Source organism: Lacticaseibacillus mingshuiensis, from assembly GCF_016861785.1.
GTDB classification, from domain to species: Bacteria; Bacillota; Bacilli; order Lactobacillales; family Lactobacillaceae; genus Lacticaseibacillus; species Lacticaseibacillus mingshuiensis.
The window spans coordinates 21,409-39,149 of record NZ_BOLS01000007.1 but is presented as its reverse complement, the minus strand read 5'-3'; the positions used below and the strand labels follow the sequence as shown (position 1 = coordinate 39,149).

Genomic DNA, 17,741 nt, shown 5'->3' with positions numbered 1-17,741 from the left:
TGCCATCCCGCGGGCCTGCGCACCCTACAGTTGGGCTTCGGCCCGCATGTCAGGGACATCTAGCTGTCTCGTGCACTCGAGGCGAAGAGCGCCTCAAGCACCCGAGCCAAGTTAGCTGCCCTGCCATCCCGCGGGCCTGCGCACCCTACAGTTGGGCTCCGTGCGGCAGGTCTGAGGCATCTAGTCGTCCTGGTCGCCTGATGGCTAAGTGCGCCATCAACCGCCCAGGCCGCACTAGCTGCTCAGACCTAAACGCCGCGCTTCGCACCCTTTTTCAGTTGGGCTCCGCGCGGCAGGTCTGAGGCATCTAGTCGTCCTGGTCGCCTGATGGCTAAGTGCGCCATCAACCGCCCAGGCCGCACTAGCTGCTCAGACCTAAACGCCGCGCTTCGCACCCTTTTTCAGTTGGGCTCCGCGCGGCAGGTCTGAGGCATCTAGTCGTCCTGGTCGCCTGATGGCTAAGTGCGCCATCAACCGCCCAGGCCGCACTAGCTGCTCAGACCTAAACGCCGCGCTTCGCACCCTTTTCACACCAGTCGCACGCCGATGCCCCAGAGCGACACGATGTAATGCGGCTCAGGGGCGAGGTCATTGATCTTGGTGCGGAGATTGCTGAGGTGCACGTTCAACGTGTTGTCCGCATTGAGAAACGGCTCGTGCCAGACGGCTTCATAAAGCGCCTGCTTGTTGTACACTTGGTGCGGATGCGCGGTTAGAAGGCTGAGCATCGCGAACTCTTTTTTCGGTAGGGTCAGGGGGTGCCCCGCGATCTGAACCGTGTGCGTCGCAGTGTCGATGTCGATCGCCTCAAAGCACAGATGCGTTTCCGGGATGATCACCGTGGCTCGCAGTTGTACCTGAATGCGGGCCAGCAATTCATCAATATCAAACGGCTTGGTCAGATAATCATTCGCCCCATTTTTCAACAAGGCGACCGTCCGCTGCTTGTCCGTGATCGCGGTGAGCACAATCACCGGCACTTGGGAGTGGCGCCGAATCAACTTGAGGACGCTGTCGCCATCGATCGTCGGCAACATCAGATCCAGCAACACCAGATCTGGCTTTGCGGTGTCAAAAACAGTCAGCGCCTCGCTCCCAGAAAACGCCTGGGCCACCTGATACTGATCGCTGAGCACCTGTTTGAGCAGCGCCTGAATGTCTTCATGATCTTCAACAACGAGCATGGTCTGCATGAGTGTTTCCTCCCCAGCCATTTTAGCCCAGCTGACCCGAGCGAACAATTTAGCTTTAATTAAGGAACGATTATGGCGCAAGTTAAGAAACGCCTGCGAAAATGATGTTGACCCTAAGGAGGAGAAATCATGAGTGAAACGATCTGTACGATCAAAAACGTCGACAAACATTTCGGCCACTTCCAGGCACTCAACCACGTCAGTTTGACGATCGGCAAAGGCGACATCTACGGCCTGATCGGTGAAAATGGTGCCGGCAAAACAACCTTGATGCGCCTGATGACCGGCCTGTCGCCACTTCAGACCGGCGACATCGAGTTACTGGGCGAGCATGTCGGCCATGCCAGTCGCAGCCTGAGTCGCATTGGCGCCGTCATCGAAAGCCCGGCCCTCTTTGAAAAATTGACGGTCGCGCAAAACTTAAAAGTGTGCGCGATTCAACATGGCCAAGGCAGCCAACAGGAGATCGATGAGACGATCGCCTTCGTTGGGCTGACCGCCAAGCGCAACACCAAGGCCAAAAATCTTTCGCTGGGCCAACGTCAGCGGTTGGGCCTCGGCCTGGCAATTTTACCGCATCCCGATTTTCTCATTCTGGATGAACCGATCAACGGGCTGGATCCAACCGGCATCATGGAATTTCGCGCCCTGCTTCAACGGCTCAATCAGGAGCAACACGTCACCATCTTGATCTCCAGCCACATCCTGACCGAGCTTTATCAAGTCTCGACGCGATTTGGCATCCTGCACCACGGCACCCTGATCAAGGAGCTGACCAAAGCGGAACTGGACGAGGCCAACCAAGCGGGCCTTCTGATCACGGTCGACGACACCGCGAAAACAGCGCGCCTGCTGGATCAAGCGCACATCACGCCTTTCCAAGTTCAGGACCGCACCCATATATTGATCATGCAAAAAGACGCGGACGCTGGCTTGATCAATCACACGCTGGTCAGCGGCGGCATCGTGGTCGAGGATTTTAGCCATCGTGCCAGTTCGCTCGAGGACTACTACACGCATCTCTTGCAGGAAGCAGAGGGGGCAGTCAAATGATCAATCAAATGCGCGCGGATCTCTACCGGCAATTCCACACCCTGGGCTACTACCTCGTCGTGTTGGCCACGATCGCCCTCAGCGCCCTGATTGTCGGCTTCAAAAGTGTCGGCGGGGTCATGATTCAAACAGACACGACGAACCTCGACAAGCTGGCAAGTAAGTCTTGGACCGCGATCGAATCGCTTCAGGCGGCCACCCTTTCCAGCAGCCTGCTCGTCTATCTCTACATCGGCCTGTTCGTGATCTTGATTGGCTACGAATTTTCCCAAAAAACATATAAGAACACCCTGCTATCCGGCATCTCGCGCCTGCAGTTCATCTTTGCCAAATACGTGACGCTGGTGGTCGACATGCTGGTCCTGATCTTCATCTATTACCTCACCGCGCTGGCGGTCAACGGCCTCGCCGGGCGGTCGCTGGGCGAAAACCTCGGCACGCTGCTCGGCAACACCGCAACGGAAAGTCTGACGATCGCCTTTTTCATCAGCGCGGTCTTCAGCCTGGCCATCGTCTTGCTGGTCGCGACCGGCTCCAACGTGATCGCCTCCGTCTTCATCGCGCTGTGGCCGATTCTGATCGGCGTGATCGAGGCGCTGACGCAGTGGAATTGGCTGAAATACTTTGACGTCACTGGCGCCGCCGAAAATATTGCGCTGGGGACGCTCAAGGTAGACGCCCTGTGGCCCTATCTCGGCACCTGCATTGGGCTGGTGCTCCTCTCGCTTGTCGGGTCTGCGGCTGTGATTCGGCATCGGGAACTGTGAGGCTGGGACCCGGGTCTGTGGTTACTATTTAATAGGAAGCAAAATTCTTTTTGGTTGTGGTTTAAGGGCCGCGAAGCGCTGGTATAACGGCGTTTCGCGGCCTTTTTGACGCTGCATTTTGGGCATGCAAAAAGCAGTCGCATTGGCGTTTGCGACTGCTTCTTGTTGATTCCTTATGAAGGTGAATGGGAATCCGGCGGGTCACCAGCTGTTTTTGCCGGTTGGTCGCCTGCATCATCTGCTGCGTGACCGTCCGTGCCAGCTCCCGTCCCGCCAGATGCCGGCGATTCGGTGACGTTTTTCGCTGCCAACGCCTCGGTGCCGGCACCGGCCGCAGCCGCCTTCTTCGCCTTATACTTGCGCACCGCCCGCACGATCAGCCAGATCGCCAGCGCAGCGCCCCCCACCGCCAGGGCAATGAGGGCAATGCTGAGCCAGTTGCGGTGCTGATCCGCCTTTTTCGCATCGGCCGCAAGCTCCTCCGTGTACGGGACGCGGTGGCCGGTGACGAGGAGGCGGTGGGAGTTGATCATGTACGGGGTGCACGTCATCAAAGTCGCAATATCGCGCCCTGCCTGGAGCGTGAGCGAACTGGTGTCATCCGGTTCCACGACTTCGATGGTGTCGACTTCATAAGCCATGTGCTTACTATCAACGGTGATAATAAACTGCTCGCCTTTTTTCACCTTCTCAAGGTCGGTGAAAAGCTGTTTGCCCGGCAACGCGCTGTGCGCCGAGATCACCGTGTGCGTATTTTTCTTGCCCGTTGGAAAACTCGTCCCGGGCAAGACGGCTGCGCCAGATTGAAGCGTCGTTTCATTCGTATCATCGTAGAGTGGAATATTGATGCGAATGCTTGGAATGGTGACCGCTCCGATCAAGTGCTTCTGCAAATACGCAGCTGTGCCACTGACCTTGCCTGTGGCCTTGAAGATATCGGCGTTTGGCCGCAAACCGATCTCCGCGATCTTCTTGTTTTGCGCCTCACGCTCGGCGGCCTGCTTCTTGGCATTTTCCTTGATGATCGCCGCATCTTGCTTCTGCCGATATGACATGACGAGATTGTTGACCGCATTTGCCACAAAAGGATAGGCGAACACTGCCAGTCCGGTGAAGAAGATGATGATCACCAGAATGTCAGAAAATAGGCGCTTCTTGCGTTTCTTTGTTGGCGGTTGCGTTTCCTTTTTGGCCATACGATCTCCTTTCTACGCCAAAAACGGGCGCGGGGGCCCGTTTCGGCGTGAAGCAAAAGTTAGGATCTTGCGGTGATTAAGCCTTACGCTTCTTGTTGTAAATGGTCGCGCCACCCATGGCAGCCGCCCCAAGGACAAGGAAGCCAATGATCCCGTTGGCACCCGTGACAGGCAGAATGGACTTGTCAGGGGTGTTGGTGATGGATTTCTTTCCTACCATTGGAAGCTCAGTTTCATCAATAGCACTCAGCGTCACGTTGAAAGGCGTGTGCGGATTTGCACTGATCTCATACCCAGCCGGCGCTTTCGTTTCGGTCAGTGTGTAACTGATGAGATTCTTGGTAGCCTTACCCTCTGCATCTACGCCAATCGTCTCCGCTGCGAGGCCGCGGAACCCAACATAGCCATCAGCGTCCGTTGTGAACGTGGATACATGCTTGTCGTCTTGCGCTTCTTCAAGAGTCTCGTCCCGTATACCAGGTAATGCTGGATGGGGCATATTCGCCACTATCCGGCCCATTCCCGGCGTCGTAGTTGAACTTCGCATATTCAGTGGTTCCATTGAGATTGCGGCTCAATACAAATTCCGCACCTGCCAACTTCACCTTATCATCAGCACTGCTGATCTTGGTAAAATCATGGCCCGATGTCTCGATCACTGGCGCATCATCACTCACGGTGAAATCGCTTTGGCCATTGTGATATCGTACATAGAAGTTGTTGCCGATATCTTGATGCTCTTCGGCTTCTTCATTGATTGTAACCGTATAAGTGAAGGTCAGGGTCTTGCCGGTGATCCTTCCGAGCAGCGCTTCTACGTCTTCGGTCAGCTCGTTGGCGCCCAAATCAAAGTTGTAATAGAAACCAGCGTGAGGATCCGCGTTGAAATTTGACAGGCCTTCTAGCGTGTCTGCCCAAGCAGCATCATTAGAGGTAACTGCGCTACCGAACTGGTTAAATTCATCCAACAAATTAACCAGTGGCGCATCGGTGGTCGCAATCGAGGTAACGCCCCCAAAGTCAGTGCCGGCTTGCGTCATCACATCGAGGAAGCTCAGATATTGGTAGGTATATTGTTCGTTCTCGTCGCTATCCTCGTACCGGTGAAGGATATTCTCCGGAACCGTCATGGTAGACTTGTAGGTCAGCTGCTGGCCCACTTCGAAGCTGTAAGCACCGAAATCATCCATAATAGTGTTGTTGACATAGAGATCCTTTTCCAACCCAACGTTCTTTGGATACACGATCACTTTGTCCAGCGCCTTCAACTCAGTAGAAAGCCCGACAACCATCGGGGCAGCCCGCATGAAGCTATCATCATGGGCGCTTGCAGTTTCCTCAAACAAATAGATGCTGTTACGATATTGGCCATTCGTCAGTAGGGTACGACTTGGCAGCTTGAATGTCGCAATACCCGTCTTGTCTGCCGTCACCTCTGAGGAAAGTTGCTGTCCGGCCAATTCTACCTTCATCTGATTCCAGTTTGCCGTCAGGTACTCAACTGCATTTTCCGCAGAAAGATATTTGGCTGTATTGTCCTGAACCCATTGTGTCACGTTGTAAGGTGTGAATGTCACACCGCTGACCGGATCCAAGTTGTCGAAATAGGTGATGCTACTACCAGTATTTTCTTTGGTAGTGTTATCGTAGATGGCTTTCTTGTGAAGTTCGATAGTCGTCTTCTCGACGGTCTTATTTTCCGCCGCACGCACCATCACACCGCCAGTCGAAACTGTTGCGGCAACCGCAGTCAGTGCCATCGAGCAGGCCATCATTCCGGCCAACGCGGTGCGGGTCAGTTTGGTAAAGGTTGCTGATTTCATTGATTAAGTTCCCCCTAAAGAGTGAGTGTCGGCTTAATTGGCAGCCTTATTTTGAACACGACGACGAATAATGAACCATGAGCCAACCATCACGACAAGCCCGATGATCGCCAACAGCCATGCCTGAGCATCGCTCATACTTGGCAGTATCCCACTTGGACTCGACTTGGATGGTGTTGTCGGTGTTGTCGGTGTGGCGGCTGTCGTTGTTGAAGCCTGACTGTTGTAGATACGCGGCATTGCCAGCGCGATCGCTTCTTCCGGCACAATACCGGATTCTGCTTCCAACAGGTTCTGGCCGTTGATGGTTACATAGTTGAAGTTGCCATTTTCGTCATACCATTCTTCTGGAATCTCGATCTTCACTGAGGTCGGCGTCAGGTCATTGATATAACCTGAAACAGAAGTCAATTCTTCGAAGTAGAAGGTCCCACTTGGCAGGAATCGCTGCCCTGAATCGACAAGCCCGCGTTCGTCAGAAACGAACTTATCGACACGAGAATCGTTCAGTGGGTCAGAAGAGGTGATCCATTCGTTACGCAAGTCAGTTACGGGGCTCATGGACAGATAGAGCTTCTGGCCATTTTCGTAACGGGTAATGGCAAAGGTCGCGCCTTGCAGCGGAACTTCGGTGCCATCCGCGTTCTTCCCATACTTGAAGAAGTACGGATCTCGAACGTAACCGATGTTTTTGCTATAAACGTGAATGGTATCGAGCAACTTGGTCTGATCACTTGGATTGGCAAACGGGGTGATCACCACGATTGGCAGTGCCCGCTTGTACATATCCACGTTGAGCAAGGTGTCTTTATCAACGTGCGTTTCCAAAAGCAAGTAAGCTGCCATTTGCCCGTCACTGGTATAGGTCGGCATGTCAAACCGCGCGATCCCGTTTTCGTCCAGTTCCGAGTCATAGCCAGTCTTGCCGGAGCCAGTCGGGGTCACATTGCGGAGATTATTGTCCGCAGCGTATTCCAGCGATTGGCGGCGACCGAGTTTACGGAATTCTTCCACCAACTCGGCTTTCACATCAGCTTGTGATTTGCCCGTCCCCTTTGCGGCTTCAAGGTCTTCCGCCAAGCGGTCGCTCAGGTCATAAACGACAAAGTTCGCGCCGTTCAACCCAAACGAAAGCGGGTCATTTTCTTTTGCAAGCCCATCGTTTTCATAGCTCCAAGGATTTTGTTCATCGACAATTCGCGCTTCACGGAAAACACGTTTGTGAAGCACGACTTGGATGTCATCGCTGGAAGCTGGTGCTGCCTGAACAGTTGCCGCTTTTCCGAGGAAAGGCAATGCCATTAAGGCCGCGGCGAGAAATAAAAGCCACTTCTTTTTCATGTTACTGCCCCTCCTTCACAGATTTACGGTTGTGGACCATCAGCCCACCTGCCAGGAATACCAGGGAGGTAGCCAAGGCGACGTAGCCCCAGATACCAGGTCCGCCAGTACGTGGCAAGTTCGTGCGCTCTGGAATGTTGCTCGCCGTGATGGTCACTTGGTTCAGGGTGTCGCCATCTTCTAATTCATGTTCAAGATTTACCTGAACATCTGCACTGTCGCTACCAGTGTATGGCGTCAGCGTGACGGTGCCATTATTGTTAACGGTGAAGTGGATGTCTGCATCAAGCTGAAGATAGCCAGCTGGCACTTCAGTTTCTTCAAGCACATAGTCGCCAGGGGCAAGTTCGTGTGCGAAGACGATCTTACCATCTGATCCAGTTGCAGTTTCTTCCAAAGTCTGATTGCCTTGCTTGAGGGCAAACTTCGCGCCTTGAAGGACATCACCAGTTTCGGAATCCGTCTTGATGAAAGTTAGTTCGAAGTTTTTGTATTCATTGATGAACTGGTTGTCTGCCCCAAGTGTGCTGGTGACTGACAAGCCATCTTCGGTGTCTGTCACCTGCACAGTGTGGGTCACAGGCTTGATCCCAGTTGGGGTCTCTTCAACCAAGGTATAGTTACCCATAGCAAGCCCCGAGAAGTTGACCTTCCCACCGTCCTCCGAGATCTCACCAATCGAGAGATTACTCGAATCGCGTTCAAGCCTGAATTTAACATCATCCCACTCGGTATTCGTATCCACTTTATACTTGGTGAAACCGAAACTTGCCGTCTTCAATGTATTCTTGACGGTCCATGTCGTCACGTTGTTTGCGCTAGCGGATGAATATTCAGGCGCATAGTAGCCTGGCACACGCTCTTGCTCAACGCCATTGACCACCACTGCTTCGCGAACCTGATATTCAATTTTGCTCCCGTTTGCATACTGTGGCAGGTCAGTGAAGGTGTAGGTCCAATTATTCGATTCAGAAAGGGTCTCTGAGTCTATGGTTGTCCAACCAGTTGCAGTCTTTTCTTGAAGATTCATCTTTACATTTTGACGAAGCTTGTAGACGTCATTCTGGTCATTCAACCATTCCTTTTTCACTGCTATGTCTCGATTTGATTCGAGCCGCACAGATGGAACTGCAAAGTGCAGATAATCTTTCTCATTAGCGACGTTGTTTAGCAGATAAGTCGTGCCATTCGTTGGGTAAAAGTGCCCGTCTTGATATTCAGCTTTCAGGGTGACTTCATAAGTGATTCGATAACCTTGAAGACTGCCCTGATCTGAACCCAGTGTCAGATTGCTAATGTTGATTCCGTTCGATGTGCTCGTGACATCAACAACAGACGCATAATCCGTCTCAGTTGGTAAAATCGCGGAAGGCGTCGCAACACCGTTTGTCACCTTCAATCGCTCTTTCGTGATTGAATTTCTATCCAATGTTACAAAGTCACTCATTGGATCTGAAACGGTTGCGTTTTGGATTGTCCTTAAATATGGATCTGTGATTGCGTTCAATGCCGCAATCAGCTGTCCCACATTTTCCGCGTAGTGATTGCCTTTTGGCCCCAAGGCATTAAGCGTATTTGCAGCGTCATTTCCAGTGTAGAGACCAATAGAGTATGCGTCCACACCCGGGAATTGAGCCAGCCGGTTTCTTACATAGCCAGGTGTGTTGGCTGAGGCCGAACTGGACGTATGATACCTCGAATTGTTTACATAAAAACGTTGCACTGTGTTGTTGGCCCGGGTTGTTTGGCCGACCTTAGTGCTGTTAAGCAATGAATCTGCTAAAGACTGGGTACCATTTGAGCTATATGAATTTGTCGCCATCTCGTTAGCCTGCCCATCAGTTACCGTGATGATAACTTTATGTGCACCCTCACGCGCACCCATAGCCTCATTTGAAAGGAGGTACAAGCCGGTCTCAAAACCGATGTAAGTCGGCGTGAAGTATCCCTGATAGGTCCTGAGCAACTCGTGTCCCTTTAAAGCATTCACGTCATCAGTAAAGCCTTTAACAGTCCCGGAAGATATTGGAGAGAATGACGCAATTTCAGCGAATGGTGTACGGGTCTGATTACTATTATCAAGTGTCCCGAAACCAACCATCCCAATTTGGACATCATTTTCCGAAGAAAGCATGCTTTCTGAAAATGTCTCAACCGCGGCCACAAGCTTTTGCCAACGGGTTCTCCGGTCAGTATTCGAGTCGACGTAACTCATACTGTTAGAGTGATCGATCACAAGAACCACATCGACCTTTGGCACAGGTTTGATCTGCTCGCCAATCATGTCGAGTTGCACGTTGAATTTCGTTGGATCAAGGGTCGCAGAGACTGTTTTTTTGGTATAACCAACCGTCATCCCTTTGTCATCCGTATATTTATGGTACCCGGAATCCATGTTCAAAGCTGCGCCAGGCAGCGCAGCGGTTGTGCTAGCACCGTCATGATTCGTTCCGCCATAATTGAAATTGCTAACGGTATCTTTGTGTTCAGCAGTTGACCAATACTCGGTGCTATAGGTTGGATATTGGTTGGCACTAGTTGGCGAATTCGTATATGTGAACGGATCTGCAGGCGTTGCTGAACCAGCAGCGCGAGCCACAGGATTCCATGCGGTAAAGCGTGCAATCACATTGGTAGAAGTTGTTTGAATAACACTCTCTTCTTCGCCCTCAGTAGTGACATCTTCCGCCGGTGCAGCTGTTTCTGGGTTTGCTGCTTCCGCTTCCGGGGCAGTTTCCGTTGCGGCAGCTTCTTCTTCAGTTGCTGGCACGTCAACTTCTTCAGCCGGCACGTCCACAACACTGGTATCCAGTGTCACTTTGTGGGCGGCGGCGTCGACACCGGTGAGGACATCGGTGTTCCCGTCATCGGTGGTCTGGCTCAATTGAGCCGCAACATACACCGTGTTTTGCGCGCGCGGCGTGGTGAACTTCACAGTCCCGTTGCCACTTTGCGCATATTCTTTTTCGATCCACCACTGCTGGTCAGGGTCATCACCCTGAGCCTGCATGCGGTGGAAAGCTGTTTGGCCGATCGGCGTCAACTGGGTATCGAAATTCTCGTTTGCGCTGACACGGAGTTTGAGCGCCCGGTCATAACCGGCCGCCTTTTTCTCATACGTGACAGTCCATTCGATAGTCTCACCAGAGGTCACGCCATCGACGGTCATGGAGAGATCATCATTTGCGATGATGCTCTGCGAAACTGTGCTCGACCCGCTCGAAGCTTGCGCAACGCGGGCAGTCACAAGGCTTTGCAGCTGCACCAACAGCAAGATCAGGACCATGACGCCATGGACGATCTTCTTCGTCATTTGCTTCCCCCTAACTTGATTGTAAAAAAACACATCAACTCACACACAGGCACAAGGATCTCGCAACCGGTTCAAATATCATCCCTCCATTCTTGTTATGGAAGAGATAACTTTTGCCATAAATAAATCGTAACAGGTCGGAATGCCGAAAATAAATAATAAACCCCGTTATTGACAAAAATATTTTTCGAATCAAAAAAACTGCCAGCGTTGGCTGACAGTTCATGACGTGTTTCTTCTATTGTATATGAGTCCATTCTGACGGAATGGCGGGCCCGCGCGCCCGTGGCAGAAAACGGCACCCGATTTTCGCGGACGTCAAAATTGCGGAGTCGGACAACCCGTTATTTGAGCAAAACGGCGATCACGCCCCGGTGATCTGGTCGATCTCGGCGAGTTCATCCGCTGTAAAGGTCAGGTGCTTGGCCGCATCCAAATTGTCGACGAGATGCTCGACCGAAGTGGTGCCAATGATGACGGATGTGACGACCGGATCGTGAAGGAGCCAGGCGAGCGCCATTTGGGCCAGCGTCTGGTCACGATTTTTCGCCAGATCGTTGAGCGCGTTGAGCTGCTTGACGACGGCTTCGCGGCCGCCTGCAAAAGTCGCCTCGTTGGTCGGGTGAATCTTGAAGGACGCCGGAATGCCGCCGAGGTAGCGGTCCGACAGCAGGCCCTCCGATAGCGGCCCATAAGCGACCAGGCCGTCGCCACTCTTGCGCAACAGGTCCAGCAAGCCGCTAGTCTCGACGCCGCGATTAAATAAGTTATAACTCATCTGGTCAACGACAAATGGCGTGCCGAGTTCGCGGAACAACTTGATGGCTTCCTGTGCTTGCGGCGTCTGAAAGTTGGAGATGCCGATGTAAAGCGCCTTGCCCTGCCGCACGACGTCATCCAGCGCGCGGACGGTTTCCGCCAGGTCGACGGTGTCATCAAACCGGTGGGCGTAAAACAGATCGACGTAATCGAGCTGCAGCCGGCGCAACGAGTCGTCGATGCCCTGAAGTACCGCCTTGCGCGAGGTGCCAGTGCCGAATGGGCCGGGATGGATCTCGTAGCCGACTTTCGTTGAGATCACCAATTCGTCGCGATAAGGCGCGAGTTCGTTGTGCAAAATTTGGCCCAGCAGGCTTTCACTAGAGCCGAAATCCCCGTCGCCATAATGATTGGCCACATCGAAATGGAAAACACCGTGGTCAAAGGCGGACAAGATCACTTGCCGCCGCGCCGCCAGTGGATCGGCGGACCCGAAATGTTGCCACAGGCCGAGCGACACGACAGGTAATACCAACCCAGACTTGCCGGCATGGCGCACAGGCAGCTGGTCATAACGATCACTTTTTGCAGAATACATGGCGAATCCTCCTTTTGTCTCACTCAAGCGTAGCACGACTCTTGGAAAAATAGTGTGCAGAAGCTTTGATGTAGCGCCGATGGGTGATCACGCGAACGAATTTTTCCAAAAAGAGCGCATGCTGATCACGCGAACCAATTTTCCAAAAAGACCGCGACGCCGTCTTCCGTGTTGGCAAGCGTCTCGTAGCGCGCGGCCCGCTTCACTTCTGGCACCGCGTTGCCCATTGCGACGCTGATGCCAGCTTGGGCGAGCATCCCCATGTCGTTGAGGCCATCGCCAAACGCGATCGTGCGGCTGGCCGGAATGCCGGTCGCGGCCTGGAGCTCCGCGACTGCATGGGCTTTGTCGACATTGTGGGGAATGAGCTCGATGTTGGTGGGATCCGACGCGGAAACGTGCAGCAGCGCGCTTGCGGTCAAGGCGTCATGCGTCCGCTGCAAGGCCCCTGCGTCGTTCATGCTGAGGACCAGGCCGTTGGTGATCGCGTCCGCTTTTTTCAACAAGCCCGCTTCGTCGAAAAGCTGTTCCACTTCGATCGGCGCATCGTCGGTAACAAACATTGCCAGCGCGGCTTCCAAGGCGGCCGGTGGCGTGCGCGTGTAATAGACGTGGCTGTCGCTGAAAAACACGGCATTCAATGCTTCAGCGGCGGTCGCCCGCTCCGCCGCAGTCAGGGCCGCCTCGCCCAGCAGATGATGGACGCGCCGGCCGGCCACTTCATAGACGGCGCCATTTGACGCGATGACTTTCGCTTGGGGCCCCACTTCGGCCGCCATTTGTTCGGCGAGGTTGTACATGCGCCCGCTTGCCACATAAAAATCGTTGCCCGCGGTCATCAGTTCGTTGAGCACGCGGCGCACCCGCGGCGTCACGTGTTTATGATCAACGGCCAGCGTGCCATCAATATCGCTGACGATCAGATAGTTGTCCAAAGCGCCATCCTCCTTTGCGTACAACTTATTTTCGCCTACTTTTTGAAGCGTGTAAAGCGTTGAGGTTCGGCCAACGTCCGCTTCGGGGTTCGGCAGAATAGGCTGGAACGGGGTGGGCACGACTTTGAGCCTCGCGGTGCGAGTCTCAAAGCTCGACCTTATTCTAGGCGGTGAACCGCCAAGAATAATTTCACCCCTGAGCCCATTCTGCCGAGCCCCTCCGCTACTTTTGCGTGCTGCATTGGATGAGGGGATCAGCTGTGACCGGTTGCTGGAAACTGGGCGCGGACATCGGTCTGTTTTGCCTGAGCCGATCCAAATCTTTGACGGTTGCTGCCAGCTGGTGTTACCATCACGAAGCGAATTCAAGCTTCTGCAAAATAAAAAGGCGACCGGCCATCATAGCCAGTCACCTCGGGCTCGCTCAGCGGCCCTGCGGAATCTTTGTTTCTTGTTCTTTGAACCAGTCGCTCCAGGAAACGTCTGGAATGCCGGATTCGTTGAAGGTCGTCTTGAGGACGGAAAGCAGTTCAACGAAATTGTCCTGGCGGGCAACAAGCAGCCCCGCGATGCGCGCCTCAGAGGACAGCGCCGGATTGTCGATCAGCCACTGGTTGATGTCGGCGATGTGGCCGGTGCCATCGATCTGGGCGATCACATCAAGTCCCTCATTAGAGAATTTATCTAAGTAGAATTTTGCAAAGCTTTCAACCGCCGCGTTTTGCGCATCCGGTGTCAGTTCATTGATCGTGACTGATTTTGCCATAGTTCAGCCATCCTTTCCTGAGTGTACTACCTCTATACGATAGCCAAGTGCGGCGGGATTCGCAAGTCTCGAAGAAAAAAGGGTGCGAAGCGGGGCGGTTAGGAATGAGCGGCTAGTTTGACTCGGGTGCTTGAGGCGCACTTCGCCGCAAGTGCACGAGGCAACTAGATGTCTCATTCCTGCCTCGCGGAGCCCGGCTATGGAGGGTGCGTAGCGCGGCGCTCACCAAAAAAGGCCAGACAAACTGGATACGGCTCGCTCAAAATTCGAGTCGCAGTCTATCATCACTTTGTCACCATTTTTTCGTTACAAATATAGGTGATAGCGCTATCATGTTTTTGACGTGGATGCGCTTGCACGATAAAAATAAAAATATCGCGCAATTCCGACTGAAGGCTCTTGCTTTCTTACTTGGTATGCATTAGTATGTCGTCTATCAATTGAAGAAAATTGATCAGCGAAAGGATTTGAACGCACATGAAAAGAGAAGAAGTTCATCTAGGCGACAGCCTAAAGTGCAAAGTCAAAGAGGACATGGACCGGCCGTTCACCGGGACCGTGCAAAAAATGTATGAGAATTCCGCCCTGCTCAACATCACCGATTTCGATGCGAGCGACAAACAAAACGTGGCGGAGCTCAACTTCAAAATTGTCATCAATTTCAAATCCATCGTCAAAAATCTCGGCGGCGGCCGCATCGATCCGCCAGCCGAGGAAGAACCGGCAGTCGAGTAACTGCCTGAATCCATCCACAAACACGTCAAAAGGCATCCTGCACACACGAAGCAGGATGCCTTTTTTAGTCGGCGCGTCTATTTTGCCCGACCCACTGTTTTGGCCAGGACCCAGCCGAGCGCCACCCCAATCACGGCGGGCACGATCCAGCCGAGGCCCACAGCAAACCCGGGGAGATGATCACCAATCATCAATAACTGCGCGATCCACCCTATTTTGGCGTCAGCCGGCAATGCATTGAGCCCATCGAGAAGCGCGGGCAATACGGTGAACAGCATCGCGGTATTGAGCAGCCAGCGCGACTGGCCTAAAAATGGACTGAGTAGGCCCAGCAGAATCAGCACGATTGCCAGCGGATAAATGAAATAAAGGACCGGCGTGGACACGGCAAGCAAGCGGTCGAGGCCGATGTTCGCGAAAAAGAGCGGCACCAGCGCCGCAAATGCGATCAGGCCCTGATACGGAAGTGCGGGGAACAGCTCCTTGAACGTGTCCCCGAACGCGGTGATCAAGCCGATTGCTGTTTTCAAACAGGCGAGCACCACGATCACCATCAGCAACACATTACCCAAGTCGCCAAAATAGGCATGCGCCACATTGGCCAAGATTGGGCCACCGTTTGCGGCGCGGCCGAACACGCCCAGCGCATTGCGGCCAAGGAGCGCGAGCAACGCATACAGCACGCCCATCATGACGATCGCGATCGCCCCGGCGCGAATCGTGTCCGTTGCGACCTGGGTAGGCGCGGTCACGCCGAGCTGCCGGATCGCCTTGACCACGATGATGCCAAATGCCAAGGCGGCCAGTGCATCCATCGTGGAATAGCCGGCGGTGAAGCCCGTCGCCAGTGGCTGGCTCGCATACACCCCATGGGCCGCGGCGCCGCCTCCCAGCGGCCGCACTAGCACCATCACGAGCAGCACCCCGAGGCTGACCAAGAACGCCGGTGTCAGGACTTTGCCCACCGTGACCATGATCTTGCTGGGGCGCCGCGCAAACCACCACGCCACGGCGAAAAATAGGAGCGAGTAGATGAATAGCGCCGGCCGGCTGATGCGGGTCGCCACAAACGGCGCCAAACCGACTTCAAACGAGATCGACGCCAGCCGCGGCAAGGCAAACAACGGACCGATACAGAGATAAAGCAAGATGGTGAAGCCATAGCCAAACGGTCGGTTGACCCGCTCGGCCAGCTCAAAAACGCCATCCGTTTTGGTCAGCCCGATCGCCGCGACGCCCAAAAGCGGCAGGCCGACGCCCGACAGCAAGAACCCGATCAGCGCGGGCCAATAGGCGGTGCCAGCCTCCTGGCCAACAAACACCGGAAAGATCAGATTGCCCGCGCCAAAGAACAGCCCGAACAGCATTGCCCCGATAAAAAACAGATCCCGCCGGCTCAACTTTTTGTCCGGCATGTTGCGACCCCCTCTGCCCAATTTTTTCCAGAATAGCAAAACGACAAGCCGCGCGCAATAGATTGGCTCGCAGCTTGCCGTTTCGTCACTTCGTCCACTTCAAATCGTCAAAGTCGACCACATTGAAGTGCGCGCCATCAAAAACCGCGCGCGTCACACTGGCATTATGCAACATTTCCTGGCCGCCGGTGTCAAAGCCGATAAAGTTCAGCCACATCAAGATCGCGGTCCCATGACTGACCGCCAGCACACGCCGGTCGCCTTCGCCAAGCGCTTCTTGGCCGATCGTGCGCAGCGTTTGATCCAGCCGATTCTGCACCATCGCGTTGTCTTCTGCGCGGTTCGGCACCCGGTCCTCATTTGCCGCGCGGGTGGCGTCGGCGATCTGGGCCAACGTCAACTGGTGCGCAAGCAGGGCCGCAGTGAAATTTGGCAGACCAAACAATTCTTGGGAAAAATCGTTGGTCAACTGACCCTCATACTTGCCGTAATTTTCTTCGCGCAGGCCGACTGTTTCGGTGATCGCGAGCTTCTCTTGCCCAGCGGCATCCAGCGCCAGTCGTGCCGTGTCTGCGGCCCGCGTGAGGTCGCTGGCATACGCGCGGTCAAAGGTAATGCCATCCTGCGCCAGGCCCCGGCCGAGCGCGCGAGCGTCCGCGATGCCCTTATCCGTCAAGTCGGAGTTCGCCATTCCCTGCACGCGGTCTTCGACGTTGAATTTCGTTTGTCCATGCCGCACGATCCAAAGCTCAGTGGTCAAAAGCAGTTCGCCAGTCCTTTTATCAGTTTACTTGTGTCATCTAGATAGTTGTTTTCCGCCATTGGGCTCGGCGGTGGGTTCCCGCAGTCGAGTCGGGCGGTGGGTTTCCGCAGCAGTCCTCGTCAGTGATTGTCTCCAACGATTTTCGAGGCACAATTAGGCCGCCAGATGCAGCGCCTTTGCGAGATACGCCGCCACGCCATCATGGTCGTTGTCATCGCCGGTCACATCGTCCGCCGCGGCTAAAATCTGCGGCCGGGCGTTGGCCATCGCGACCCCCATGCCGGCGAACTCGATCATGTCCAGGTCGTTCAGGTCATCCCCGAAGGCCCAGATATCAGTGCGCGCGATGCCACAAGCATCCGCGACATAAGCCAGCGCCCGGGATTTCGAGGTGTTCGGCGCGGTCACTTCCAGCGCCGTATTTTCACCGCTCCAAGCACCCCAGGTCTTCGCGGCCAAGTCTGGAAAACGCCCGGCGATTGCGGCAGACAGTGGGCCCAAGGTCGCCTCGTCGATGAACATGGTCACCGAGATCGGGTTCTGGGTCAGCCCGGCGGCATCAAACAGGCGCGTCGGCGTCGGCATGTCCGGCAAAAACGGAATGTCGGTGTAGCCATGATCCGCCACCAACAATTGCTTGCCTTCCGCGACCATCACCTTGATGTCATAGTCGGCCTTGAACTCCTGCAGCCCAAGCGCGGTCGCGATCGGCAGGGTCACAGCATGTTCGCCGACCCAGTGCTGATGCGGCACGTGAATCAGCGCGCCGTTGAAGTTGATCATCGGGGCGGTCAGGTGGAGTTGATCGTAAAATGGCTCGGAGATCGAATCCGGGCGGCCGGTCGTGATGACCACTTGATGCCCGGCGGTGCTGGCCGCTTCGAGCACCGCGATCGTACGTGGGGTCAGTGCGCCCTTGGCATTTAAGGTGGTCCCGTCGAGATCTAAGGCGATCAATTTGCGCTGCATGGCTTGTCCTCCGTCGCGTGATTGGAATCCAGTATAGCATGTTTGGGGCGGTTGTTTAATAGAAGAAACGTGGTGTAGAGCGATCATCCGTTTGAGTTCAGTTTGTGGAAGATTA

General features: G+C 54.4%; 15 protein-coding genes. 3 read left to right on the top strand and 12 right to left on the bottom strand.

Translation table 11 applies throughout. The annotated features are described in order from the left end of the window. Window positions 1-527: 527 nt before the first annotated feature. Window positions 528-1,193, bottom strand: coding sequence for a response regulator transcription factor (locus JUE67_RS05725; protein ID WP_203626519.1), 666 nt, complete (start codon window positions 1,191-1,193; stop codon window positions 528-530). Window positions 1,194-1,322: 129 nt separating this feature from the next. Between JUE67_RS05725 and JUE67_RS05720 the strand changes: the two genes are divergently transcribed. Both JUE67_RS05720 and JUE67_RS05715 read left to right on the top strand, forming a co-directional pair. Further along, window positions 1,323-2,246, top strand: a complete 924-nt coding sequence (locus JUE67_RS05720; protein ID WP_203626520.1) for an ABC transporter ATP-binding protein — start codon at window positions 1,323-1,325, stop codon at window positions 2,244-2,246. Beyond that, window positions 2,243-3,013, top strand: coding sequence for an ABC transporter permease (locus JUE67_RS05715; protein ID WP_203626521.1), 771 nt, complete (start codon window positions 2,243-2,245; stop codon window positions 3,011-3,013). The genes JUE67_RS05720 and JUE67_RS05715 overlap by 4 nt, the downstream gene beginning before the upstream one ends. Before the next feature lie 173 nt (window positions 3,014-3,186). On the opposite strand, the gene JUE67_RS05710 is transcribed toward JUE67_RS05715, so the two are convergent. The 8 genes from JUE67_RS05710 to JUE67_RS05675 form a co-directional block, all read right to left on the bottom strand. Then, the gene (locus JUE67_RS05710; protein WP_203626522.1) at window positions 3,187-4,209 is read right to left on the bottom strand and encodes a class C sortase; all 1,023 of its coding nucleotides are present in this window, start codon (window positions 4,207-4,209) and stop codon (window positions 3,187-3,189) included. A 76-nt stretch (window positions 4,210-4,285) separates the two neighbouring features. Next, window positions 4,286-4,708, bottom strand: coding sequence for a SpaA isopeptide-forming pilin-related protein (locus JUE67_RS05705; protein WP_203626523.1), 423 nt, complete (start codon window positions 4,706-4,708; stop codon window positions 4,286-4,288). Further along, window positions 4,665-6,032 carry a pilin N-terminal domain-containing protein gene (locus JUE67_RS05700; protein WP_203637054.1) on the bottom strand — a complete coding sequence of 456 codons (1,368 nt, stop codon included), beginning with the start codon at window positions 6,030-6,032 and terminating at the stop codon, window positions 4,665-4,667. Before JUE67_RS05700 ends, JUE67_RS05705 begins: the two co-directional genes overlap by 44 nt. A 33-nt stretch (window positions 6,033-6,065) precedes the next feature. Further along, on the bottom strand, window positions 6,066-7,373 hold the full coding sequence (locus JUE67_RS05695; RefSeq protein ID WP_203626525.1) for a pilin N-terminal domain-containing protein: 1,308 nt from the start codon (window positions 7,371-7,373) through the stop codon (window positions 6,066-6,068). Between the two features lies 1 nt (window position 7,374). Then, window positions 7,375-10,686, bottom strand: coding sequence for a vWA domain-containing protein (locus JUE67_RS05690; RefSeq protein ID WP_203626526.1), 3,312 nt, complete (start codon window positions 10,684-10,686; stop codon window positions 7,375-7,377). A gap of 364 nt (window positions 10,687-11,050) precedes the next feature. Next, entirely contained in the window at window positions 11,051-12,043 is a 993-nt protein-coding gene (locus JUE67_RS05685; RefSeq protein WP_203626527.1) for an aldo/keto reductase, read from the bottom strand. Window positions 12,044-12,168: 125 nt separating this feature from the next. Continuing rightward, window positions 12,169-12,978: an HAD family hydrolase gene (locus tag JUE67_RS05680; protein WP_203637053.1), complete on the bottom strand. Its 810-nt coding sequence runs from the start codon at window positions 12,976-12,978 to the stop codon at window positions 12,169-12,171. Window positions 12,979-13,402: 424 nt separating this feature from the next. Beyond that, entirely contained in the window at window positions 13,403-13,744 is a 342-nt protein-coding gene (locus JUE67_RS05675) for a hypothetical protein (RefSeq protein WP_203626529.1), read from the bottom strand. Between the two features lie 477 nt (window positions 13,745-14,221). On the opposite strand from JUE67_RS05675, the gene JUE67_RS05670 reads away from it, so the two are divergent. Then, complete coding sequence (locus JUE67_RS05670) at window positions 14,222-14,479, top strand: DUF2187 domain-containing protein (protein ID WP_203626530.1); 258 nt, start codon at window positions 14,222-14,224, stop codon at window positions 14,477-14,479. Between the two features lie 77 nt (window positions 14,480-14,556). Here JUE67_RS05670 and brnQ read toward each other — a convergent pair whose 3' ends face one another. The 3 genes from brnQ to JUE67_RS05655 all read right to left on the bottom strand — a co-directional run bounded on the left by brnQ (window position 14,557) and on the right by JUE67_RS05655 (window position 17,626). Then, on the bottom strand, window positions 14,557-15,894 hold the full coding sequence (brnQ, locus tag JUE67_RS05665) for a branched-chain amino acid transport system II carrier protein (protein WP_203626531.1): 1,338 nt from the start codon (window positions 15,892-15,894) through the stop codon (window positions 14,557-14,559). 85 nt (window positions 15,895-15,979) lie between these two features. Further along, window positions 15,980-16,633 carry a histidine phosphatase family protein gene (locus JUE67_RS05660; protein WP_225877891.1) on the bottom strand — a complete coding sequence of 218 codons (654 nt, stop codon included), beginning with the start codon at window positions 16,631-16,633 and terminating at the stop codon, window positions 15,980-15,982. 177 nt (window positions 16,634-16,810) lie between these two features. Beyond that, window positions 16,811-17,626, bottom strand: a complete 816-nt coding sequence (locus JUE67_RS05655) for a Cof-type HAD-IIB family hydrolase (RefSeq protein WP_203626532.1) — start codon at window positions 17,624-17,626, stop codon at window positions 16,811-16,813. Window positions 17,627-17,741 lie beyond the last annotated feature (115 nt).

Coding starts and splice junctions, on each gene's coding strand:
- JUE67_RS05725 (WP_203626519.1), bottom strand. CDS start 1,193: ATGCAGACCATGCTCGTTGTTGAAGATCATGAAGACATTCAGGCGCTG.
- JUE67_RS05720 (WP_203626520.1), top strand. CDS start 1,323: ATGAGTGAAACGATCTGTACGATCAAAAACGTCGACAAACATTTCGGC.
- JUE67_RS05715 (WP_203626521.1), top strand. CDS start 2,243: ATGATCAATCAAATGCGCGCGGATCTCTACCGGCAATTCCACACCCTG.
- JUE67_RS05710 (WP_203626522.1), bottom strand. CDS start 4,209: ATGGCCAAAAAGGAAACGCAACCGCCAACAAAGAAACGCAAGAAGCGC.
- JUE67_RS05705 (WP_203626523.1), bottom strand. CDS start 4,708: ATGCCCCATCCAGCATTACCTGGTATACGGGACGAGACTCTTGAAGAA.
- JUE67_RS05700 (WP_203637054.1), bottom strand. CDS start 6,032: ATGAAATCAGCAACCTTTACCAAACTGACCCGCACCGCGTTGGCCGGA.
- JUE67_RS05695 (WP_203626525.1), bottom strand. CDS start 7,373: ATGAAAAAGAAGTGGCTTTTATTTCTCGCCGCGGCCTTAATGGCATTG.
- JUE67_RS05690 (WP_203626526.1), bottom strand. CDS start 10,686: ATGACGAAGAAGATCGTCCATGGCGTCATGGTCCTGATCTTGCTGTTG.
- JUE67_RS05685 (WP_203626527.1), bottom strand. CDS start 12,043: ATGTATTCTGCAAAAAGTGATCGTTATGACCAGCTGCCTGTGCGCCAT.
- JUE67_RS05675 (WP_203626529.1), bottom strand. CDS start 13,744: ATGGCAAAATCAGTCACGATCAATGAACTGACACCGGATGCGCAAAAC.
- JUE67_RS05670 (WP_203626530.1), top strand. CDS start 14,222: ATGAAAAGAGAAGAAGTTCATCTAGGCGACAGCCTAAAGTGCAAAGTC.
- brnQ (WP_203626531.1), bottom strand. CDS start 15,894: ATGCCGGACAAAAAGTTGAGCCGGCGGGATCTGTTTTTTATCGGGGCA.
- JUE67_RS05655 (WP_203626532.1), bottom strand. CDS start 17,626: ATGCAGCGCAAATTGATCGCCTTAGATCTCGACGGGACCACCTTAAAT.